This is a genomic window from Stenotrophomonas nitritireducens (assembly GCF_050984405.1).
GTDB lineage: Bacteria > Pseudomonadota > Gammaproteobacteria > Xanthomonadales > Xanthomonadaceae > Stenotrophomonas > Stenotrophomonas nitritireducens_B.
This window is the reverse complement of the sequence record NZ_CP158790.1, coordinates 1,092,141-1,113,980: the sequence shown is the minus strand read 5'-3', so window position 1 is coordinate 1,113,980 and position 21,840 is coordinate 1,092,141. Positions and strand designations below refer to the sequence as shown.

Below are 21,840 nucleotides of genomic sequence, written 5' to 3'. Positions count from 1 at the left end.
TGCTCCCACACGGGCACTCCCAGCGCATGACCCACTACTCCGGCCCCCTGCTCACCCGCCCGCTGCTCGACGCCATGCGCGACGCGCGCCGGCGCGGCAACGCGGCCTGGAGCGGCTCGTTCGACCTGGGGCGCGGCGAGGACGAGGCGCTCCTGGAAGCGGACCACTGGCGTTGGCGCGGCGGCGATTATCCGTGGCCCGAGCGGTTGAAGGACCGCACGGTCTACTACTGGGACGGCGGGGATTTCGTGCCCGCGTCGCGGTTCGGCAACGGCCTGTACAAGCTGGTGCCGACCGGCTGGGGCGTGCCGACGTTCGAGATCGACGGCATCAAGATGCTGGTCAGCGCACAGCTGTCGCCGATGGAGGACGCGCGCCGCAAGGTCGCGCTGGTCGCGCCGCGCGGCAAGCAGGTGCTCGATACCTGCGGCGGCATGGGCTACTTCGCCGCCTGCTGCCTGGAGTCCGGCGTGGCGGCGGTACGTTCGTTCGAGAAGAGCCCGGAAGTGCTGTGGCTGCGCACGCTCAACCCCTGGTCGCCGGACCCGGAGTCGGACGCTGCGGGCGGACGCCTGACGCTAACCCACGGCGATATCTCGCAGGCCATCGCAGATCTCCCCGACGCCTCGGTCGACGCCGTGCTGCACGATCCGCCGCGCTTCGGCATCGCCGGCGAACTGTATTCGCAGGCGTTCTACGACCACCTGGCGCGCGTGCTGCGCCGCGGCGGCCAGCTGTTCCACTACACCGGCACCCCCAACAAACTCACCAGCGGCCGCGATGTGCCGCGCGAGGTCGCCACGCGCCTGGCCAAGGCCGGCTTCCGCGCGCGGCCGGAGCTGGACGGGGTGTTCGCCGTACGCGCGTGAACGGCGCGCTACGCGTCGCGCCCTTCGGGCCGCTCCGCGTTGTCGCCCTTGGCATCGAAGGCTGTGCCCGCCGGCGTTCCGCTGTTGAGCACACGCAGGACTTTCCAAGGAAGAGCCCGCACTGACGCAATGGGTCACTACGACTGTGCGGGCTGGACTTTTGGCCTGTCCGGCACGTCGACACGGGCGTGTTCGCAAACGCATGTTTCCCGCCGTGCCGTTGGCGAACGCGATCTTCATCCAGGTCGCTCATGCGGGTCGTCGCAGGCGATCACTGATCCAGCACCGGCAGCCGGCCGGGCAACGCCGCTCGTGCCACGGATGCGGACGGAACAAGGGAAGGCGCACTGCTCCGGGCATGGCGACATAGCCGGATGCTATGCCTGACGCCCATCTTTTGAATGACGGCGACTGCACATCGGATGGAAGATCGAATCCGTGCCGTGGCCAACGGAATGAGTCGCGCACACCTGCATTCCCCCGGTCATCGCCGGTCTTCATGCCTGCCTCGTCCGCAACGCGTACGGTCCGATATCGACCCGACTGTACCGAGGACGCCGATCCTGCGGATACGGGGGTGGCAGACGGCAGGATCGCAATGGCAGCCCGCTCGAACTCTTCCATTCCCGTTCGCCGAGAGAGCCTGAATCCCATGATCCGACGCGTTGCCTTCACCCTGATCACCGGCCTGCTGGCCATCGCGAACATCGCCTCCGCGGCGGAGAATCCCGCGGCGCCACCGGCGGTCACCGCCCGTTCCTGTGCCATCGCCGACGCGGACAGCGGCAAACTGCTCTGGTCGCACCTGCCCGACGAGCCGCGCAAGGCCGCGAGCACCACCAAGATGATGGCCGCCTACGTGGTGCTGGAACTGGCCCGGGATGCGGCGATACTCGACGAACAGATAGAGGCTTCAGCGCTGGCCGCATCCACCCCGGGCTCCGTTGCCGGGCTCAGGCAAGGCGAGAGGATCGGGGTACGCGACGGTCTGTATGCGCTCATGCTGCCGTCGGGCAACGACATGGGCAACGCCTTTGCCGAGCATTTCAATTCGCGCTTCGAGGCACCCGGCGATGAGACGCCGGAGAACGCGAAGACGGAGGCCAACGCAACGCGCGTGAATTTCATCGCGGAGATGAACCGCACGGCCAGGCGGCTCGGCATGAACGATACGCACTACCGCAGCCCCTATGGGGACGGAGGTACCCCGGAGGATCGAACGACCACCGCCCGCGACCTTGTCACCCTGGCGGTAGCTGCGCGCAGGCACCCCTTGTTCCGCGAAGTGGTGGCCACCACGGACAAAGCCATCAGGGTCCATCTGCCCGATGGCAGCCTGCGGCGACTGGCCTGGGCGAACACCAATCGTCTCCTGGAGATCGACGGCTACGACGGCATCAAGACCGGCAGTACGAAGTTGGCCGAAAACTGCCTGGTGGCCAGCGGAACACAGGGAGGCAGGCGCTTCATCGTCGTCACGCTGGGCTCTTCCTCGGACCAGTCCCGCTTCACGGACAGCAAAGACCTGTTCCGCTGGGCATCGAGGCAGGTCATTCCGCAACAAGGTCGCTGACCGTGCCCGGCACGTCACGGGGCACTGCGGATCACGAACGATACCTCGGCCAACCGCGCCTGCCGCCGTCGTGCCACCCGCAGCGGCGGCACCGCTGCTCCGGGCCGGCGCCGGCTTCGTCGCCAGCGCGCAGCCGCTGGATTCCGAAGCCGGACGGGAAGTGGCGCACACGACTTCAACGCGATTGACGCTGCACATGCGGTACAGGTGATGCCGGACGTGATCGAACCGCGGAACTCCGGTCGGAAGAAGCGGCGCGATCCTGTTGCATTCGACGCCAGGCCGCGACGTGCCGCGCGAGGTCGCCACGCGCCTGGCCAGGGCCGGCTTCCGCACGCGGCCGGAGCTGGACGGGGTGTTCGCCGTGCGCGGCTGAGCGGCGCCAAACCTCGCGCCTTTACGGCCGTTCCACGTTCTCGCGCTGGAACACCACGCGCTCGGGACGATGCAGGGCGAAACCCTGGGCGCTGTCGATGCCCAGTTCGCGCAGCAGGTCCAGGGTGCCCAGGTCGTCCACCCATTCGGCCACCACCTTGGCGCCGCGCTGGTGGCCGATGCGGGTGACGGCGTCGATGATGGTCCGGCTCATCGGGTCGCGGCCGAGGTCGCGCACGAAACTGCCATCGATCTTGATCACGTCCACCGGCAGGTTCTTCAGGTAGCCGAACGAGGCCATGCCGGCGCCGAAATCGTCCAGCGCGATGCGGCAGCCGGCCGCGCGCAGCCGCTCGATCACCCGCACCACGCGCAGCAGGTCGCGCACCGCCACCGTCTCGGTGATCTCCAGGCACAGCCGCTGCGGCGGCACGCCATGGCGGGCGATGGCATCGAGGATGAAATCGGCCAGCCCCTCGTCCTCCAGACTGGCGCCGGACAGGTTGATGGCGCAGCTCTGCAGGCGTTCGCCGCAGGGATGCAGGTGGGCGAAGTTGGCCAGGGCGGTGCGGATCACCCAGCGGTCCACCGCCGGCATCAGCCCGTAGCGCTCGGCCGCGACCAGGAACACACCCGGCGCGATCACGCTGCCGTCGTCGGCGCGCATGCGCAGCAGCAGCTCCACCCGCGTGACCGGGTTGGCGCCGGCCGACAGCGGCACGATCTCCTGGTAGTCCAGCAGCAGGCGGTCCTGCTCCAGCGCCCTGCGCAGGTGGCTGGCCCATTCCATCTCGCCCATGCGGCGGGTGGCGTCGGCATCGTCGCGGTACACGCACACGCGGTTGCGGCCGTCTTCCTTGGCCTGGTAGCAGGCGCTGTCGGCCCACGCCAGCAGGTCCTTCAGCGTGCAGCCGGGGCGGTCGACCAGCACCAGCCCGATGCTGGCGCTGACCGTGTAGCTGCGTCCCAGCCAGCAGAAGGTCGAGCGCTCGATGCAGGCGCGCACCTGCTCGGCCAGCAGGTCGGCCTGCTCGCGGTCCACGCCGGACGCGAGCAGGCCGAATTCGTCCCCGCCCAGACGCGCCAGCAGGTCGCCGTCGCGGATGTGGCGGCGCATCGCCTGCGACAGCTGCACCAGCAGCTGGTCGCCGGCGGTGTGCCCGGACAGGTCGTTGATGAGCTTGAACTGATCCAGGTCGATGTACATCAACACGAACGGCCGGGCGCCGGCATCGTCGCTGCGGTCGGCCAGCGCCTGGCGCAGGCAGCGCTCGAACTCGCGCCGGTTGCACAGCCCGGTGAGCTCGTCGTGCGTGGCCTGGTAGCGCAGCCGCTCGGTCATCTCGCGCTGCGCGCTGGTGTCGCCGGCCACCATCAGCAGGTGCGGCACATGGTCCATGTCCAGCATGGCCAGCGATGCGTTCACCCAGAGCGCGGCGTCGGTACCGTGCACCACGAACGCCTCCTGGCTGCTCCACGTACCGTCGGCGAGGGTGGCGACGACCGCGGCCCGGCCCAGCGCGGCATCAGCGAACAGCTCCGCCAACGGCCTGCCGGCGACGTCGCCCAGTTGCGTCCGCGCAGCGCGGTTGGCATAGGTGATGTGCCCGTCGCGCGCGTCGGCCACCAGCACCAGCGCCGGCAGCATCTCGTTCAGGGCCTGGAAACGCGCCTCGCTTTCGCCGAAGCGGGCGCTCATGCGGCGGCCCAGTTCGACCGCGCGGCGGTGCAGGGTCGCCTGCGACCACAGGAACAGCGCCAGCAGCACGCTGATCGAACTGCCGCCGATGACGATCAGCCGCAGCTGCCCCCACGCGCCCATCGGCCGGCGCGGCCACAGGCGCAGCTCCCAGGTCCTGCCGCCGAACTCCATCCGGCGCGCCTGCACCTGGCCGGCAGCGGCCGGCAGCGGCGCGCTGGCGAACACGCGCGCATGCGCGGGCAGCGCGCCCAGGTCGCGGATGTCCACGTCCATGTGGTCAAGGATCCTTCCGTACAACGCCTGGCGCACCATCGGCTCCAGGCGCACGCTGACCGCCAGCGCGCCCAGTTCGCGCGCGCGCCGCTCGGCCACCGTGGCCGGCATGGCGCCCGGCGCATACGCGGGCAGGCGCACGGTGATGCCCATGTCGCTGGCTCCCTGCTGGCCGCGGAACTGCAGCAAGGGGAAAGGCGCGGACATGGCCGGCGCGTCGGCATCGCGCGCGCGCCGCAGTGCCTCCATGTTCTCCGGCTGCCGGGCGATGTCGAAGCCGACCAGCACCTCGTTGCCTTCCAGGGGCGCGACGTACTGGTAACGGTAGGTGGCCGCGCCCTCGTCGCCTGCATCCGCGCGCCGCTGCGCCAGGGCGATCAGCACGTAGCCGTGGATCCACTCCTGCGAGCGCAGGTTGCGCTGATAGCTGTCGAAAGTGGCCTGGTCCAGCGGCTCCTTGCCGGCCAGCAGCACGGTCTGCATCGCGCGCAGTCCCAGCGCGGCGCCGGCCAGCGGTTCGCGCAGGCGCGCCGGTGCCGCGTCGGCCAGCGACCGCTGCAGGGACTGCACCCGGTCGCGCTCGCTCTTCCATTCGCCCCACGCCATCCACGCCGTCAGCAGCAGGCCGGAAAGCAGCACCAGCACCGCCCAGAGCGGCGTGGTGAACATCGAGCGCGGCACGTCGCCGGCGCCGCGCCCTGCCGGGATCTCACGCTGCATGCGCGCATCCCCGGACAACGGCCACGGCACGCCGCCGGTCTCCCGTCGCCGTCAGGGTTCCCTGTTCCGCCATCGCCCCACCATCGTCCATACGGCACATGCCCTGTTCCCGATCCCCTGATTGCCGGCGGCGGCAACGCCCCGGCGACACGCACCACCAACGGCTTCCGTCGCACCCCGGCCATCGAAACGGCAGGCGTGGCCGGCGGAACGCCACGATTCTACCCACCGCACCGGCCCCGCTACCCTGAGCCGGTCCGCACTCCCGTGCATCCCGCGCTGCAACACCGCGGTACGACCCTGCGTGCGCCCGTGCCGGCGGTCCGGGGTTCATCCCTTTCTCTTAACTTCATCGCGTGTATACCTCGACGCAGGACGAAGCATCCCTGCGACCTGCCCGCTGCTGCACAAGCAAGCGCCAGGCCAGAAGCCCGCCGCCGGCAACGGCAACCGGGAACCGCCACCGACCTCCATGGGTACGTCAGGGGACTCCCGTGCGGGACCGGTGCGCGTCGAGACAGGACTCATGCGGCACCCGCACTCCCACGAAGGGATGTCGGGTTTCCCGCAGTGCGCCTTTGAGACGGCACGCCCGTGGACAGGTGGACCGGCATGGCGCGGCGGCCGTGCCGGCGCGGGCGGAAGGGAGCGGCGTCTTCGCCACAACCGTAGGACCATCGACAAGGAGAGCGGTCTTGAAAGAAGTGAACATGTTCCTGCAGGGACCCGGACTGGAGCGGCGCGCCGTCACCGTGCTGGCCACCGAACAGGTTCCGCTGGAAACGCTGGTCAGCCATGCGGTCAATGCCCGGCCCGGCGTGCTCGTCGACGTGTATGTGCTGGTGGACGAACACGGCAATCTCGCGCGCCAGATCGACCACGAAGGCCTGCGGTACCGGTTCAGCGATTCGAACGCGTCCTGGGTGCTGGTCGTCAGCTGACACCCGCGCACTCCGCGACGCCGTCCGCGATCCACGCAACGGCATCCCGGGACCGCGTGCTCGACAGCGGACCCACGGAGCGCTGCCGACCCAGCCGTGGAACGCCGGCAAGCACGCCGCCTTTCCATGCGGCCCCGGCGCCTTCTGGCCAGCGGCATCCGCCCTGTCCATCCGCAGACGCCGCAGTCAACCGCGCCTGGCCGGAACGCCGGGATTCGACCCGGCAGCCCTACGAGGAACCTTCCATGCCAAAAGCCGTCCCCAGCCGCCTGCCTCCGCCTTTCCACTGGGTCGAGGAACCCGAGCGGAAACGGCTGTGCCTGGGCGGCGTGCGGGTGCTGGAGATCTGCCGGCGGAACCAGGGATGGATCGTCGAGGTGTACCTGCACGAGCCCTCGCGCCCGTTGCCGATCATCGCCGTCCGCTCGGCCAGCGCCGGCATGCGATGGGGCGCGCGCTGGGCCAAGCAGCACATGCGCATGCTCACCACGCTGGCGCGCGAGCAGAACGAACCGGAACGGCCGCCGGCGGACTGAGGCCGCGGCCGTGCCGCGCTTCCAGGCAGGACGGCGCAGGCCCCGCTCAGCGCGCTGGTGCCGCGGCCGGATTCACTTCTTCCCTTCGGCGGCAGCGGCACGCGGGTTCCCGCCGCCTTCGGCCAAGCGGGTCAGCTTCTGGTCGATGCCCCGCTCCTCCTCGAGCGTCTGCAGCAGCAGTTTCAGCATTTCGTCGTGACCCAGCTGCCAGGCGATGGCAAAAGGGCATTGAACGAGCACCGGAGCGAAGTCATGAAACAAGAGCACCGTGCATCGCCAATTTCCCGCCATCCATACGGGTTGAGCAGACGCGGTTCTATACCGCCTCACGGTTTGTCTTCCCGGCCATCCGCCCACAGCACATACAAAGTTCCAGCAAATGGCGCAATGACGGGCTGCAGCCGCCCGTAACAATCGTGAAGCTTCACGCGGCCCAAGCTGTATCCAATGCTGTTCTTCCGGTCGAAGTCGCCGACCTCCCATCTTTCCAGCTCATCCTTGTGAAACTGAAAGCAGGTCACTCGCCACGCAAAGGAAACCCAACAGAGATTGGAGAGAATTCCATGTGCGCAGAACGCCTTAGTTGACCCGCGCAGCGAAGCGGCGTCAGCTTATAAAACTGAGGGGCAACAGCGAAAAACGTTGGCGCGTTGAGCCTCTGGATCGGGCCCGGCAGCCAATCAAGCAACATCTTCAGCGACCAAAATCCGAACGCGCCTGTGATGGCATGACCGGATTGCCCTGCGCATCGATCACGGTCACCTCTCCCAATGACAGTGCGCGCACCGGTGCCTCGATCTTCGATAGATCGCCCACCACGATCCAGGTCAGCTGCGCGGGATCCAGAATGCTCGCCGCAGCTTGTACCTGTTCGAGGTCAAGTTGTGCGATGGCCTTGCTTTTCCGAGCAACCCAATCGTCAGGGCGGGAGAATCGGACCATGTCCGCAATCTCCGACACGACGGCGTCTCTCGTCTCATGGCTTCCGGGGAGCCTGCGGATCTGGCTGCCCGTAAACCGTGCCAGCTCCTCTTCCGAGGCAGGCGCACCGCCCCGTACGTAGTCAGCGATCTCGCGCTGGATTTCGACTATCGCGTCAGCCACGCGGTCCGGCTGCACGGGTGCGACGACGCGCCACGGCCGTGGAACCGCAGCACTGCTTTGATTCGAGATCACACCATATGACCAGCCCTTGGCCTCGCGCAGATTCATGTTGAGCCGCGCGGCTGGCGAACCACCCAGGATGGAATTGGCAACCTCGAAAGCGATGGTTCTGGAATCGGTACTGGGAGGAATCAGCTGCCCCACGACGATGTTCGCCTGCATGGCTCCCGGGACATCAACAAGGAAAACCCGCGGGCATTCTGGCCGAGGGATATCGTCCGGCTTTAAAGCTGAAGTCGCTTCACCCGGTCCGCGCCAGTCACCGAAATGGCGTTCGAGCACGGCAACAACGGCCTCGAGCGTCGTGTCGCCGACGACTACCAGCGTGGCACGTTCGGGGCGAACCCAAGTGCGATGAAATTCCAGGATGTCGTTCCGGCCGAGTCGTTCGATTGACGCGATGGTGCCGCGTCCATTGAACGCTTCAGCATAGGGATGGTCAGCGCCATAGAGCAACGTGGGCAGGAGACGCTGCGCCAGGATCTGCGGATTGGCCTCTTCTTGACGGATGGCACCCACCGAGTTCGCGCGCGCGCGTTCGAGCGCAGCGGCGTCGAAGCGAGGTCGTCGGACCATATCCGCGTACAGCGCGACGGATGCATCAAGCGTTTCGCTCAGCGCCGACAGATTGACCGATCCAGCATCGACGTCAACATTCGAATCCAGCTGGGCACCCAGCGCCTCCGCGCGCGCCGCGAACGAGAGCGCATCGTGCTCACCCGCACCTTCGTTGAGCAGATTGAACGCCACGCCCGAAACACCAGAAGGCGACGCATCTTTGCCATGCCCCAGCGGAAACCGGTAGGACATCTGCACCAGGGGGACATCATCACGACGCGCGAGAATCACCTGTGTCCCGTTCGACAGCTGCGTACGCTCAAGCGCCGGAAACTTCAATTGAGGAAGCATCTCAGACACGGGCGGCCCCTGCTCCCGGTCGATGGCTGGTGCTCCATGAGAGTAACGCGGATCTGGCTCCCCCAGATGCATGGGGGGTGGTACTGCGGCAGGCGCCTCCTCAATCTCGGCCCGCGCGCCCGGCACCACAGTCAGCACGTGATCACCTTTCCGCAGCCAACGGCGTGCGGCGTTGCCTAGCGCCTCTGGCCTGGCGGATGCCAACACCTCCATGGAGCGCCTGAAGCAGCCAGCATCGCCCTCAAGTACTTCGCAGGCCGCAAGCACTTCCGCCTTGCCGTCGATGCCTCCATTACGCTCGATGCTCCTCACGAACTCGGCGCGCATCGCGACCCGCGCCCGTTCCACTTCAGCAGCACTCGGGCCGCGTGCGAGCAGACGCTCAAGTTCCTCGTCGATCGCGGCTTCCACCGAGGCGGGATCCACGCCTTCACGTACGTTCGCTACGATCATGAAGCGTGAACCCAGTTGCCCGCCCGCCTCAGCGCTGATGTCATCGACGAGTCGGTCCGAGTGCACCAGGCGTCGCCCCAAGCGTGATGCGCTGCCGCCCCCAAGGATGTGCGCCAGCATGCGCAGCTGGTCGAAGTCACGGGTTCCGCGTTGCGCCACATTCCAGGTGCGGTGAATGCGCACTTGCGGCACCTGGTCGGTGACCCTCTCCCGGCTTGTGGTTTCACGCCTGGCGATATCGATCTCATGTTTCGTGACTGCCGGTCCTGGCGGAATATGACCGAAGTACTTGAGCACCTTCTCGCGCGCGGTGTCGGCGTCGATGTCGCCAGACAGGACGAGCACGGCGTTGTTTGGCCCATACCACGCCCGGAACCAGTCGTGGACGTCACCCAAAGTCGCGGCGCGCAGATCGTTCGACGACCCAAGGGTGGAGTGGTGAAACGGATGCCCCTCGGGATAGCTGGCACGAGAGAGCAATTCCCAAGTGGCGCCATAGGGTACACCCCTGCGCTGGCGCTTCTCGTTCTCCACAATGGCGCGCTCCGTGTCCAAGGCGTCCTGATCGATGGCGCCCAGCAAGTGGCCCATGCGGTCCGATTCCATCCACAACACCACATCCAGCGCCGTGCTCGGGACAACTTGGAAGTAGTTAGTGCGCTCCGGCGTCACCGTCGCATTCACATCGGTAGCGCCCACGCGCTGGAGCGGCCCGTAGTAGTCGCCGGGGGAATGTTCCGTTCCCCTGAACATCAGATGCTCAAACAGATGCGCGAAACCTGTGCGTCCGGCCGGCTCATCGCCGGAACCGACGTGGTACCACACGCTGACAGCCACGATCGGCGCCTTGCGGTCGGTATGCACGATGACGCGCAAGCCATTGGGGAGGGTGAATGTCTCGAAAGCGATATCTATCGGATCGTTTGCCGGCACCGCAGTGGGCGTTGGCGTGGGAGATCCCGCCTCGACACTTGTTGCAAGGCACAACCCGATCAGGACAACCGACAGCCATGGTCGGCGAACCGCTCCAGACATCTCACTTCTCCTTCAATCTTCTTCTTCAAAGCAGGCAAGCCACTTTGCAGTCGATGCTAGTGCCACGCGGGCTATAGCGGGGAGTATTTGATTTTGGGACGCGGAGGTTCACCACCCAACCGTACGCGGAGCAGCCCTTACCGCGCGTCAATCTCTGATCTTCGGCATCCAACGAAAGTTCCCCTCAGGTCTACCAGATCTGGATCTCGACTCCGCAGCAAGCCGGTGATCAACTCCGAGCCCCCAACAGCAGCCATACGACTAGCCCGGAGTTGCCCTGTGGTGGCCATCTGGATCCGCACGCACAGATGCTGGGCTGCACCTAGTGATGGTGCTGGCTATGTACTTGCGCCAGGTCGCCGGCTTAGCAGCTGGACATCTTCGGCCCCGCGCGGGGCGCCTGGCCGAAATCAACCGCGTCGCCGCCGATGCAGCGCGCGTCACCTACAACTTCCCGCCCTCCATTCGGGAGGAGCGGGTGAGATTCTATCTGGCCGAGGCTGATCGATACGACGCCTTGGCCGCTCAATGCGCGCCGCCGATGGCGCCGAAAGGAGTATGCCGTGGCTGCGGCTGAGAAACTGGAAGAGCTACGGTCGATTGATCGTGTGTGCGAGCTGACCGGTGTCAGCCGGGCCTACATCTACATCCGCATCGGGGAGAAAACCTTTTCCGGGCAGATTGAGGTCGGCAAGAGATCGCTCTGGCTGATGAGCGAGGTGCAGGCGTGGATTGCTGCTGAGGTCTGCGCATTTCGAGAAAACGAAACGGGCACCAAACGGGCACCGGGCAGCTCTGAGGTCAGCGAAGAAGGAGCGAAAACGGAGCCAAGCCGTTGATTCAGTTGGTGGGCCCACCAGGATTCGAACCTGGAACCAAAGGATTATGAGTCCTCTGCTCTAACCGTTGAGCTATAGGCCCGCTGCCGGTGCGCAAGTGTAGTGGAGGCCGGCGCGGGCGACCACCGCCCGCGCGCCCTCGCCTGTGCGTCAGTGCGTCGACTGCGAGTACGGCCTTGCGTCGGCACGCGTACCCCATTCGCGGTTGGGCTCGGCCTGCATGGTGAAGCGCAGTTCGCCGCCGGCCATGATCTCCTCGTGGCGCAGGAAGGCGCGGTCCAGCGGCTTGCCGTCGAGGGTGGCGCTGGCGACGTAGGGATGGGCGTCGTCCAGGCCGTCGGCGACGATGGTGAAGCGCTTGCCATTGGGCAGGTTCAAGGTGGCGCGCGGCAGGAACGGGCGGCCGATGATGTACTCGTTGCTGCCCGGCGTGACCGGGTAGAAGCCCAGCGCGGTGAACACGTACCACGCCGACATCTGGCCCAGGTCGTCGTTGCCGGCCAGTCCGTCCGGGCGCGGCGCGTACTGGGTGTCCATGATCCGCTTGAGCCGCGCCTGGGTGCGCCAGGGCTGGCCGGCGTAGGCGTAGAGATAGGCGACGTGGTGGCTGGGTTCGTTGCCATGCGCGTACCAGCCGATCAGGCCGGTGATGTCTTCCATGTGCTCGAACACCTTCGGATCGACCTTCGCGTCGAACACCGCGTCGAGCCGGTCGAGCAGCCGCTCGGCGCCGCCGTGCGCGGCCGCCAGGCCGGCCACGTCCTGCGGCACGTACCACGAGTACTGCCAGGCATTGCCTTCGGTGTAGTCGCTGCCGTAGCCGCTGGCGGCGGGATCGAACGGTTCGCGGAAGCTGCCGTCGCGCCGGCGGGCGCGCATGAAGCCGGTGGACGGATCGAAGGCGTGCTTCCAGTTGCCGGCGCGCCCGGCGAATTCCGTGGCGATGTCCTCGCGCCCCATCGCCTCGGCCATGCGCGCGATGCTCCAGTCGTCGTAGGCGTATTCCAGCGTCTTGCTCGCCGCCTCGCCCTCCTCGTCGATCGGCACCCAGCCGAGTTCGCGGTACCGGGCGATGCCGTCATAGGGGCCGTAGTTGGCGCTGGCGACCATCGCCTGCAGCGCTTCGTCGGCATCGAAGCCGCGGATGCCCTTCATGTAGGCGTCGGCGATCACCGGCACGCCGTGGTAGCCGATCATGCACCACGTCTCCAAGCCGTGGAACGACCACACCGGCAGGATGCCGTAGGGGCTTTCGCGGCGCGCGGCCAGCAGCGAATTGACCATGTCGCTGCTGCGCTGCGGCGGCTGCAGCAGGGTCATCAGCGGGTGCAGCGCGCGGTAGGTGTCCCACAGCGAGAACGTCGAGTAGTGGGTCCAGCCCTTTGCCTGATGCACGGCGTTGTCCGGGCCGCGGTAGCGGCCATCGCTGTCCATGAACAGCGTCGGGCCGAGCATGCTGTGGTACAGCGCGGTGTAGAAACCGGTGCGCTGCGCCGGCGGCGCGTCCACGTCCACCGCCGCCAGGGCCTGCGCCCATTGCGCGCGTGCGGCGGCACGCATGCCGTCGAAGTCCCAGGCGGGCGCCTCGGCGTCGAGGTTGGCGATGGCGTTGTCCTCGCTGACCGGCGAGATCGACACCTTCACCACCAGCGGCGCGGCGTCTCCCGGGCCGAAATCGAAACTGCCGACGACCTGCCGGCCCTCGATCTGCGCACGCGCGCCCGGGTTCTTTTCCGCCGGCGGCGGGAAGCCGCGGTAGACCACGTCGGTCTCGGTGTCGTGGAAGGCATGCCCGCGGACCGGGCGCGAAAAACGCATGGCGAAGTACAGCTGGCGGCCGGGCGCCCAGCCGCGGGTCTGGCGGTAGCCGGTCACCGTACCGTCGGGGCGCAGCCGCAGGCGTGACCACAGGATCTTGCCCGGGTAGTCGTACATGCTGGTGCGCAGGTCGAGCAGCACGTGCGCCGGCCGGTCCGCGGGGAAGGCATAGCGGTGCATGCCGACGCGCGCGCTGGCGGTCAGTTCGGCGCGCACGCCGTAGTCGTCCAGCGTCACCGCGTAATAGCCCGGCTCGGCGCGCTCGCTGCGGTGGTCGAAGCGCGAGGTGTAGCCGCTGCCAGGCTTGCCGACATCGCCGCGTTCGTATTTCACCTCGCCGGCGATCGGCATCAGCAGCACGTCGCCGAGGTCGGAATGGCCGGTGCCGGAGAAGTGCGTGTGCGAGAAACCGACGATGGTGGTGTCATCGTGGCGGTAGCCGGCCGCCCAGCCGTAGCCTTCCTTGCGCGACCTGATCTGGGTGTCGGGGCTGAGCTGGATCATGCCGTGCGGCACCGTAGCGCCCGGATAGGTATGGCCTTCGCCGCCGGTACCGATGAACGGATCCACCGCCGCCACCGCGCGCTCGCCGACGCTCTCGCCCGCCATCGCCGTGCCCGCCAGCAGCACCAGCACCATCGCCCACTTCGCCTGTCCGACCGCCATCGCCCGCCCCTTTGGACCGATCCAACGCAGGCGTCGAAAATACCACCCGCCTCGCAACCGGGGGCGGCGCGGCGCCGCAAAAACGAAAAGGCCCCGCGCTGCGGGGCCTTTTCTTCCGTGCCGCGATGGCGCTGCGGAACGGTCAGTCGATGTCAAGGAAGCTGCGCAGCTGCTCGGAGCGGCTCGGGTGGCGCAGTTTGCGCAGCGCCTTGGCCTCGATCTGGCGGATGCGCTCGCGGGTGACGTCGAACTGCTTGCCGACCTCTTCCAGGGTGTGGTCGGTGTTCATGTCGATGCCGAAGCGCATGCGCAGCACCTTGGCTTCCCTCGGGGTGAGGCCGGCCAGCACGTCGCGCACGGTTTCGGACAGGTTGATGTTGGTGGTGTTGTCGATCGGGGACTCCACGTTGGTGTCCTCGATGAAGTCGCCCAGATGCGAATCCTCGTCGTCGCCGATCGGGGTTTCCATCGAGATCGGCTCCTTGGCGATCTTCATCACCTTGCGGATCTTGTCTTCCGGCATGTCCATTTCCTTGGCCAGCTCCTCCGGCGTGGCCTCGCGGCCGTACTGCTGGAGCATCTGGCGGGAAATGCGGTTGAGCTTGTTGATCGTCTCGATCATGTGCACCGGGATGCGGATGGTGCGCGCCTGGTCGGCGATCGAGCGGGTGATCGCCTGGCGGATCCACCAGGTGGCGTAGGTCGAGAACTTGTAGCCGCGGCGGTATTCGAACTTGTCCACCGCCTTCATCAGGCCGATGTTCCCTTCCTGGATCAGGTCCAGGAACTGCAGGCCGCGGTTGGTGTACTTCTTGGCGATGGAGATCACCAGGCGCAGGTTGGCCTCGACCATTTCCTTCTTGGCCTTGCGCGCCTTGGCTTCGCCGTAGGCCATGACGCGGCTGATTTCCTTCAGCTCGTCCAGGCTCAGGTGCGAGGCCTTCTCCACGTCGAGCGTGGCCTGCTGTTCGGCGACGATCTGGTCGCGGACGTCGCGCAGCGCCGACGACCACTTCTGCTTGCGCTTGATCGCGTCCTCGACCCATTCCAGGTTGGTCTGGTTGCCTTCCCAGGAGCGGATGAAGTCCTTGCGCGGCATGCGCGCGGTGACCGTGGCCAGGTGCAGCACGCGACGCTCCTGGGCCTTGATCTGGCCCATGGTGTCGCGCAGCATGCGGACCAGCACATCGGTCAGCGGCAGCGGCAGCTTCAGGGTCACGAAGGTCGCCGACAGCTCCTCGCGCAGCTTGGCCTGCGCCTTGGCGTCGCCCTTGGCGTGCGCCTTCTTGAACTTGGCCATGTCGCTGGCCAGTTGTTCCATGCGGTTGGCGACTTCTACCGGGTCCGGACCGGTCGGGCCGGTATCCTCGTCGCCGCCGACATCGTCCTCGTCCTCGTCGGCCTCGGCATCGCTGTCGTCCGAAGCATCGTCGCTCTCGGCGGTGGCCGGCGCCGGCACTTCCTCGACCAGGTCGTTGAAGCCGACGATGATCTCGGCCAGGCGCTTCTTGCCTTCCTTGTGCAGCTCGTAATCGGCCAGCACGGATTCGACGGCCGGCGGGAAGGTGCCGAGCGCGGCCTGCACCTGGCCCAGGCCTTCCTCGATGCGCTTGGCGATGGCGATTTCGCCTTCGCGGGTCAGCAGCTCGACCGTGCCCATCTCGCGCATGTACATGCGCACCGGGTCGGTGGTGCGGCCACCTTCGGTGTCGAGCGCGGTCAGCGCGGCCGCGGCTTCCTCGGCGGCGGTATCATCCACCTCGCGGTTGCCGGTGTTGCCGTCGCTCAGGATCAGCGTGTCGGCATCGGGCGCCACCTCATGGACGTCGATGCCCATGCCGGTGATCAGGCCGATGATGTCCTCGATCTGCTCCGGATCGACCATGTCGTCGGGCAGGTGGTCGTTGACTTCGGCGTAGGTCAGGTAGCCCTGTTCCAGGCCCTTGCTGATCAGTTGTTTGATATCGGACTGCTGGGCAGGACGTTCGTTGGCCATGTAGTGCTCGCGCCACCGGCGTGGGGAAAGATAGAGAACCTACTATTATACCAGCGCAGCATAACGCTTGCCGGGCGGTGGTTTCACGGCGCGTCAGGGTCTGAGCAGGAAGGTCACCGGTCCATCGTTGACCAGGCTGACGACCATATGGGCCCCGAACCGGCCGGTTTCCACCCCTCCGGCATGTTTTTCGCGGCAGATCGCCACCAGCCGGTTGAAAAGCCGTTCAGCCTCGGCCGGCGGCGCCGCGCTGGTGAAGCTCGGGCGCATGCCCGAGCGGGTATCGGCGGCCAGGGTGAACTGGCTGACCAGCAGCAGGCCGCCCCCGGTATCGCGCAGTGAACGGTTCATTTTGCCGGCATCGTCGGCGAAAACGCGATAACCCAGCAGGCGATCGGCCATGCGCGCCAAGCCCGCCTCGTCATCCCCCGGCTCCACTCCGACCAGCGCCAGCAACCCCGGGCCGATCTGCCCGACCACCTCGCCCTCCACGGTGACCGAGGCCTGGGCGACGCGCTGGATGAGGGAAAGCATGGGCACTCCTGCGGGGATGGAAGGCCGCACCATATACCGTCGGCGCCGCATCCCGCCGACCGCCGGCGACGGATGCGCCGCGGCGGCACCGGCAAGCCGGCCGCCACGGCGTACTAAACTTGCGCGGATGAAACCGGAACGTGCCGCCAAGCTGTACCACCGCCTAGCCACCGCGCTGACCCGGCTGCCCTGGTCCTGGCAGCGGACCCTGGCCGACGGCCTGGCCCGCCTCTGGCAGCGCCTGGACGCCCGCGAGAGCCGGGTGACGCGCCGCAATCTCGAGCTGGCCTTCCCGGAACTGTCCGCCGCCCAGCGCGCCTGCCTGCACCGCGACGTGCTGCGCACCACCGCCCGCCAGGCGCTGGAAACGCTGTACCTGTGGACCCACGATCCGGCCACCAACCTTGCCCGCCACCTGCACGAACGCCACGGACAGGACCTGTACGACGCGGCGCTGGCCGCCGGCCGCGGCGTGATCGTGGTCGCCCCGCATTACGGCAACTGGGAACTGCTGAACCAGTGGCTGGCCTCGCGCGGACCGATCGCCATCGTCTACGCGCCGCCGGAAAATCCTGTCGGCGACGAATTCCTGCAGCTGGTGCGCGGCGGCGACAACGTGCGCCAGGTACGCGCCGAAGGCCCGGCGGTGCGCCAGTTGTTCAAGGTGCTCAAGGACGGCGGCGCGGTCGGCATCCTGCCCGACCAGCAGCCGAAGAACGGTGATGGCGTGTTCGTGCCGTTCTTCGGCGTGCAGGCGCTGACCATGACCCTGGTCAACCGCCTGGCCGAACGCACCGGCGCCACCGTGCTTCACGCCTGGTGCGAGCGGATCGGCCCGGACATCGAATTCGCCCTGCACGTGGAACCGGCATCGGCGCGGATCGCCGATCCCGATCCGCTGGTCGCCGCCGGCGCGCTGAGCGCCGGCATCGAGCGCATCGCGCGGCGCGACCCGGCGCAGTACCAGTGGACCTACAAGCGCTATACGCTGCGCCCGCCCGGCAGCGGCGAGAGCGACCCCTACGCGACGGAACGCCACCCGCACTGAACGCCTGCCCGCAGACCGCGCACGCCCTCCCGCAACACTGCGTCACCCCGGTGGTCGTTTGAATCCGCGACCGCCGGCCCCATTAGGTTGCCGATGAACGCCATGCCCCCTTCCCCCGCATCCGCCTCCTCCAGCTTCGGCGAAACCGCGGCGATCCGCTGCGAACGTGCCGCCGCCGAACTGCGCGCGGGGCGGCCGGTGGTGGTCGCCGACGGTGTGCGCCGCCTGGCCACGATGGCGCTGGACAGCGCCTCTCCGGCGGGCTTTACCACCTTCGCCCGCGCCGCGGACGACCGGCACTACCTGTTCCTGACCCCAGCGCGCGCCCGCACGCTGGGCATCGACGGCGCCCACGGCATCCGCATCGCCCTGGCAGGGCACGGTTTCGACGACCTGCCGGCGCTGGCCTATCTGCGCGACACGCCGGCGCCGGCCGGCATCCCCAGCGAAGGCGATGCCCTGGATGCCGCCGCGGTGGAGGTCGCCCGGCTCGGCCTGCTGTTGCCGGCGCTGGTATCGGCGTCCCTGCCGGCCGGCGCCACCCCGTTCGACGGCTGCCTGCACCTCACGCTGGACGACCTGCGCTGCGGCGCGGCGCAGGCCGGCCAGGACTACGAACTGGTGACGCGGTCGCCGGTCCCGCTGCGCGAGGTCGGCATGACCGAATTCGCCGTGTTCCGCGGTGGCGTGGCGCAGCGCGACCAGGTCGCGGTGATCGTCGGCGCGCCCGACCTGCAGGGCGTGGTGCCGGTGCGCGTGCACTCCTCGTGCCTGACCGGCGACCTGTTCGGCTCGCTCAAGTGCGACTGCGGCGACCAGCTGCGGCGCGGCCTGCGCGCGCTGAAGGAGCTGGGCGGCGGCATCCTGCTGTACCTGGACCAGGAAGGGCGCGGCACGGGCATCGCCGCCAAGATGCGCGCCTACGGCTACCAGCACGAAGGACTGGACACCATCGACGCCGACGCGCAGCTGGGCTTCGGCGCCGACGAGCGCCGCTACGGCAGCGCGATCGCCATGCTGCGCGGCCTGGGCGTGGAACGCATCCAGCTGCTGACCAACAACCCGACCAAGGTGCAGCACCTGCGCAATGCCGGCATCGAGGTGCTGGGCAGCATCCCGGTGACCGGCGAGATCACCGCCGAGAACGAGCAATACCTGCGCACCAAGGCCGCGCGCGCCGGCCACCACCTGGACGTCGATGCGCTGATCATGTCCGCGCAGTGAGCGCGGCGGGCCGGCGGATGACGGCGCTCCCCGCGTCCCTGTAAGGTCGCGGCATGATTGAGCCTCCCAGCCTTCCCCCCGCCCCGCCGGCCGCCACGGGCGATTGGCAGCAGCTGCCGCGCCGCGGCGCGCCGTTCGCCGCCATCGGCACCGGACTGGCACTGATGTTCACCCTGCTGCTCGCCTGCGGCGCGCTGTCGCTGGCGCTGCACAACCCGTGGACGCTGGCGACCGTGCTGGTCGCCGCGGGCGTGGGCCTGCTGGGTGGCGCCTGGACCGGCTGGCGACGCCATCGCCGCACGTTCTGGCGGCTGGACGAACAGGCGCTGGGCGTGCGCCGCGGGCATCTGTGGCGGAGCGAAAGCCATGTCCCGGTGTCGCGCGTGCAGCACCTGGACCTGCGCCGCGGCCCGCTGCAGCGCGCCGCGGGGCTGGCGACGCTGATCGTGCATACCGCCGGCACGCGCATGAACACCGTCGCTATCGCCGGCCTCGCCCATGACGACGCCGAGCGCCTGCGCGACCGGCTCGCCCGCCAGCTCGATCACGACGACGCGCTGTGACGCTGCCCGATCTCCCGGCGCCAGCACAGGAACAGCGCCTGCACCCCTGGTCGTGGCTGTTCGAACTGCAGCAGCACCTGCAGCAGTTCCTGCTGCCGCTGGTGGCCCTGCTGTTCTTCGGCAGCCGCCGCCAGGACAGCGAATGGCCGTTCCACCTGGTCATGCTGGCGGTGCTCGCGGCGCTGGCCGCCACCGCGCTGCTGCACTACCTCACCTACCGCTACCGGATCGGCGAGGACACGCTGACCATCCGCAGCGGCATCCTCGAACGCACGCGCCGCGAAATCCCGTTCGCGCGCATCCACAACGTCGTCGTGCACCAGAACCTGCTGCACCGCCTGTTCGGCGTGGCGGAGCTGCGCCTGGAATCGGCCGCAGGCGACAAACCCGAAGCGCAGATGCGCGTGCTGCGGCTGGAGCAGGCGCTTGAACTGGAACGGCTGATCCGCCACCGGGGCGGCGACACCGTTCCCGCCGGCCAGGGCCCGCAGGCCGACGCGGCCCCGCTGCTCGCATTGCCGCTGCCGGAACTGGTGCGGCTGGGACTGATCTCCAACCGCGCGCTGGTGGTGGCCGCCGCCGCGCTCGGCGCCCTCTGGCAGATGCTCCCGCGCGACATGGCCGAGGACTTCGTCCGCGATCAGGGCCGCCAGGCATTCGGCTATGCCAGCCAGCTGCAGCTCGGCGCGTCCGCCTGGGTCGGCACCGGCCTGGTCCTGCTGCTGCTGGCCCTGCTGCTGATGTGGCTGGCGTCCATCGCCCTGGCGATCGTGCAGTACCACGGCTTCCGCCTCGGCGAAGCCGAGCGGCGCCTTACCGTCGAGCGCGGACTGCTTACGCGGCTGCGCAGCAGCGTCGCGCGCCGCCGCATCCAGGCCTGGACCCTGCGCGAAGGCGCGCTGCACCGCCTGTTCCGCCGCCGCCAGCTGCGCGTGGACATCGCCGCCGGCGGCGGCCAGGAGCAGGAGGGACGCGCGCTGAAGGAACTGGCGCCGCTGGCCACGCCCGACGACTGCGACCGCCTGCTGCAACACCTGCTGCCCGGCGTGCAGTGGCCGCCGCCGCAATGGCGGGCCGTGTCCATGCGCGGCTGGTGGCGGCTGTGCCTGCCGGCGCTGCCCATCGTGGCCGCGGCGACGGCGCTGGGCTGGCACGAATTCGGCGCCTGGGGTCTGCTGCCCCTGCTGTGGCTGCCATGGTCCGCGTTCAAGGCGCACCGCCAGGTCGCGCGCATGGGCTACAGCATCGACCCGCAACGGGTGGCGATGCGCGGTGGCTGGTGGAACCGCTGGTGGCGCGTGGCCGAGCTGGACAAGCTGCAGGCGCTGCGGCTGGACCGCTCGCCGCTGGATCGCCACTTCGGCACCGCCACGCTGACACTGGACACCGCCGGCGCTGCCGGTGCGCCGCCGCTGCGGCTGCGTTTCCTCGAGGAAACGCAGGCCCGCGAGCTGATGGCACAACTGGGCCGGGAAATGGCGCGGCGCCGGCTGCGCTGGTAGGAGCGCACTCCGGCACGCTCCAACGCACGTCCTACGGCCGCGACGGCCCCCAATAGCCGAGATCGCGACGGATCTGCAGCCCGCGCCACAGCGCGCCCAGCGGCTTGCGCGACAACCGCCCCAGGCGGCCGGCGATGAAATCCTCGGTGGCGGCGATCACCCGCTCGGACGAACGCCCGTCGCGGTACAGGTGGATCGAATCGGCATAGCGGACGATTTCCGCCATCAGCGCCGGCTCCGGCGACAGCGCGCGCGCCAGCATGTCCGGCAACCGGTCCGGATCGTCGAAATCGAGCATGTGCGGCTGCGGCACGCGGTTGCGGAAGGTCACCACCGGCTTGTGCTGGACGATGAACTCCGAAACGATCGACGAGGTATCGGAAACCAGCACGTCGGCGGCGCGCTGCGCGGCCATCACCTGTTCCGGCTCGACGAAGCGGGCGTTGTCGCCGGCAAGCGCGCGGTAGCGCGCGAACAGTTCCGGTGCGCACTTGGGGTGCAGGGTCAGCAGCCAGTAGCGCTCGCCCTGGGCGATGTCCGCGGCGATACGGTCGTACAGGTGTGGGGCCGCGCTCAGGCGCTCGGTGAAGGTGGAGCCGAACAGCACGACCGGCCGGCCGCCGGCCGGCGCGCGCAGGGCGGCAGCCTGCCCGCCATCGTCGCGGAACAGCGGGTCGAGCTTCGGCCAGCCGGTTTCCTTCACCGCGAAATGGCCTTCACGCGCGGCCAGTTCCTGGAACGGCCGCGTCGTTGCCGGGCCCTGCGTGCAATACAGGTCGAACAGGTCGCGCACCCGGAAGTGACCGCGCGTGTCCTCGCGCTTCTGCACGTTGAAGCCATGGAACAGCTGCACCTTGGCGCCGGCGACGAACGGCGGCACCCAGTTGGCCGCGCTCAGCACCGCACGCGGGCGCATCGCCAGCGCCTGCTGCAGCCCGATCGACGGCACGCCCTCCAGGGAAGCACCGGCCGCGCCATCCTCGAACCAGGCCGCGACCTCGTGGCCGCCCGCGTGCAACGCCTGCGCCAGAGGCGCGAGAATAGGCAGCGCATAGCGCTCCGTCGCAAACAGCAGGTATCCGGCCATCACC

Annotated in this window: 16 protein-coding genes, 1 tRNA gene and 1 pseudogene; 10 read left to right on the top strand and 8 right to left on the bottom strand. The window is 68.4% G+C overall.

Translation table 11 applies throughout. From position 1 onward, the window contains the following. Nucleotides 1-26 precede the first annotated feature (26 nt). The 3 genes and pseudogenes from ABTV91_RS04615 to ABTV91_RS04605 all read left to right on the top strand — a co-directional run. Nucleotides 27-869 carry a class I SAM-dependent methyltransferase gene (locus ABTV91_RS04615; RefSeq protein ID WP_433853444.1) on the top strand — a complete coding sequence of 281 codons (843 nt, stop codon included), beginning with the start codon at nt 27-29 and terminating at the stop codon, nt 867-869. A gap of 652 nt (nt 870-1,521) precedes the next feature. Further along, nucleotides 1,522-2,442 (top strand): D-alanyl-D-alanine carboxypeptidase family protein, encoded by a 921-nt coding sequence (locus ABTV91_RS04610; RefSeq protein WP_433853443.1) that lies wholly within the window; start codon nt 1,522-1,524, stop codon nt 2,440-2,442. 274 nt (nt 2,443-2,716) lie between these two features. Then, nucleotides 2,717-2,818: pseudogene (locus ABTV91_RS04605) on the top strand (SAM-dependent methyltransferase); the annotation flags it as partial. A gap of 21 nt (nt 2,819-2,839) precedes the next feature. On the opposite strand, the gene ABTV91_RS04600 reads toward ABTV91_RS04605, so the two are convergent. After that, nucleotides 2,840-5,512: a bifunctional diguanylate cyclase/phosphodiesterase gene (locus tag ABTV91_RS04600; RefSeq protein ID WP_433853442.1), complete on the bottom strand. Its 2,673-nt coding sequence runs from the start codon at nt 5,510-5,512 to the stop codon at nt 2,840-2,842. A gap of 695 nt (nt 5,513-6,207) precedes the next feature. Here ABTV91_RS04600 and ABTV91_RS04595 point away from each other — a divergent pair. Both ABTV91_RS04595 and ABTV91_RS04590 read left to right on the top strand, forming a co-directional pair. Then, entirely contained in the window at nt 6,208-6,453 is a 246-nt protein-coding gene (locus ABTV91_RS04595; protein ID WP_433853441.1) for a hypothetical protein, read from the top strand. Nucleotides 6,454-6,698: 245 nt separating this feature from the next. Further along, a complete protein-coding gene (locus ABTV91_RS04590) occupies nt 6,699-6,989 on the top strand; it encodes a hypothetical protein (protein ID WP_433853440.1) in 291 nt (96 codons plus the stop codon). 72 nt (nt 6,990-7,061) lie between these two features. Here the strand turns inward: ABTV91_RS04590 and ABTV91_RS04585 are convergent, their stop codons facing one another. Together ABTV91_RS04585 and ABTV91_RS04580 are read right to left on the bottom strand one after the other, a co-directional pair. Beyond that, the gene (locus ABTV91_RS04585; protein ID WP_433853439.1) at nt 7,062-7,250 is read right to left on the bottom strand and encodes a DUF892 family protein; all 189 of its coding nucleotides are present in this window, start codon (nt 7,248-7,250) and stop codon (nt 7,062-7,064) included. A 432-nt stretch (nt 7,251-7,682) separates the two neighbouring features. Then, nucleotides 7,683-10,559 (bottom strand): M16 family metallopeptidase, encoded by a 2,877-nt coding sequence (locus ABTV91_RS04580; RefSeq protein ID WP_433853438.1) that lies wholly within the window; start codon nt 10,557-10,559, stop codon nt 7,683-7,685. Between the two features lie 563 nt (nt 10,560-11,122). Here ABTV91_RS04580 and ABTV91_RS04575 point away from each other — a divergent pair. Next, on the top strand, nt 11,123-11,398 hold the full coding sequence (locus tag ABTV91_RS04575; protein WP_433853437.1) for a helix-turn-helix transcriptional regulator: 276 nt from the start codon (nt 11,123-11,125) through the stop codon (nt 11,396-11,398). Between the two features lie 6 nt (nt 11,399-11,404). Here the strand turns inward: ABTV91_RS04575 and ABTV91_RS04570 are convergent. The 4 genes from ABTV91_RS04570 to dtd form a co-directional block, all read right to left on the bottom strand. Beyond that, nucleotides 11,405-11,480 (bottom strand) — tRNA-Ile (locus ABTV91_RS04570). Between the two features lie 68 nt (nt 11,481-11,548). Then, nucleotides 11,549-13,855, bottom strand: a complete 2,307-nt coding sequence (locus ABTV91_RS04565; protein ID WP_433854119.1) for a GH92 family glycosyl hydrolase — start codon at nt 13,853-13,855, stop codon at nt 11,549-11,551. A gap of 169 nt (nt 13,856-14,024) precedes the next feature. Beyond that, nucleotides 14,025-15,878 carry an RNA polymerase sigma factor RpoD gene (rpoD, locus tag ABTV91_RS04560; RefSeq protein ID WP_433853436.1) on the bottom strand — a complete coding sequence of 618 codons (1,854 nt, stop codon included), beginning with the start codon at nt 15,876-15,878 and terminating at the stop codon, nt 14,025-14,027. Between the two features lie 93 nt (nt 15,879-15,971). After that, nucleotides 15,972-16,412 carry a D-aminoacyl-tRNA deacylase gene (gene dtd / locus ABTV91_RS04555; RefSeq protein WP_433853435.1) on the bottom strand — a complete coding sequence of 147 codons (441 nt, stop codon included), beginning with the start codon at nt 16,410-16,412 and terminating at the stop codon, nt 15,972-15,974. 127 nt (nt 16,413-16,539) lie between these two features. Between dtd and ABTV91_RS04550 the strand changes: the two genes are divergently transcribed. The 4 genes from ABTV91_RS04550 (at nt 16,540) to ABTV91_RS04535 (ending at nt 20,749) form a co-directional block, all read left to right on the top strand. Continuing rightward, on the top strand, nt 16,540-17,460 hold the full coding sequence (locus ABTV91_RS04550) for a lauroyl acyltransferase (protein WP_433853434.1): 921 nt from the start codon (nt 16,540-16,542) through the stop codon (nt 17,458-17,460). A gap of 93 nt (nt 17,461-17,553) precedes the next feature. Beyond that, nucleotides 17,554-18,684, top strand: coding sequence for a GTP cyclohydrolase II RibA (ribA, locus tag ABTV91_RS04545; RefSeq protein ID WP_433853433.1), 1,131 nt, complete (start codon nt 17,554-17,556; stop codon nt 18,682-18,684). Between the two features lie 53 nt (nt 18,685-18,737). Then, nucleotides 18,738-19,247, top strand: coding sequence for a PH domain-containing protein (locus ABTV91_RS04540; protein ID WP_433853432.1), 510 nt, complete (start codon nt 18,738-18,740; stop codon nt 19,245-19,247). 2 nt (nt 19,248-19,249) lie between these two features. Then, nucleotides 19,250-20,749, top strand: a complete 1,500-nt coding sequence (locus ABTV91_RS04535) for a PH domain-containing protein (protein ID WP_433854118.1) — start codon at nt 19,250-19,252, stop codon at nt 20,747-20,749. 31 nt (nt 20,750-20,780) lie between these two features. Here ABTV91_RS04535 and ABTV91_RS04530 read toward each other — a convergent pair whose 3' ends face one another. Next, nucleotides 20,781-21,839: a CDP-glycerol glycerophosphotransferase family protein gene (locus ABTV91_RS04530; RefSeq protein WP_433854117.1), complete on the bottom strand. Its 1,059-nt coding sequence runs from the start codon at nt 21,837-21,839 to the stop codon at nt 20,781-20,783. Between the last annotated feature and the right edge of the window lies 1 nt (nt 21,840).

Coding starts and splice junctions, on each gene's coding strand:
- ribA (WP_433853433.1), top strand. CDS start 17,554: ATGAACGCCATGCCCCCTTCCCCCGCATCCGCCTCCTCCAGCTTCGGC.
- rpoD (WP_433853436.1), bottom strand. CDS start 15,878: ATGGCCAACGAACGTCCTGCCCAGCAGTCCGATATCAAACAACTGATC.
- ABTV91_RS04610 (WP_433853443.1), top strand. CDS start 1,522: ATGATCCGACGCGTTGCCTTCACCCTGATCACCGGCCTGCTGGCCATC.
- dtd (WP_433853435.1), bottom strand. CDS start 16,412: ATGCTTTCCCTCATCCAGCGCGTCGCCCAGGCCTCGGTCACCGTGGAG.
- ABTV91_RS04550 (WP_433853434.1), top strand. CDS start 16,540: ATGAAACCGGAACGTGCCGCCAAGCTGTACCACCGCCTAGCCACCGCG.
- ABTV91_RS04600 (WP_433853442.1), bottom strand. CDS start 5,512: ATGCAGCGTGAGATCCCGGCAGGGCGCGGCGCCGGCGACGTGCCGCGC.
- ABTV91_RS04540 (WP_433853432.1), top strand. CDS start 18,738: ATGATTGAGCCTCCCAGCCTTCCCCCCGCCCCGCCGGCCGCCACGGGC.
- ABTV91_RS04580 (WP_433853438.1), bottom strand. CDS start 10,559: ATGTCTGGAGCGGTTCGCCGACCATGGCTGTCGGTTGTCCTGATCGGG.
- ABTV91_RS04615 (WP_433853444.1), top strand. CDS start 27: ATGACCCACTACTCCGGCCCCCTGCTCACCCGCCCGCTGCTCGACGCC.
- ABTV91_RS04565 (WP_433854119.1), bottom strand. CDS start 13,855: ATGGTGCTGGTGCTGCTGGCGGGCACGGCGATGGCGGGCGAGAGCGTC.
- ABTV91_RS04590 (WP_433853440.1), top strand. CDS start 6,699: ATGCCAAAAGCCGTCCCCAGCCGCCTGCCTCCGCCTTTCCACTGGGTC.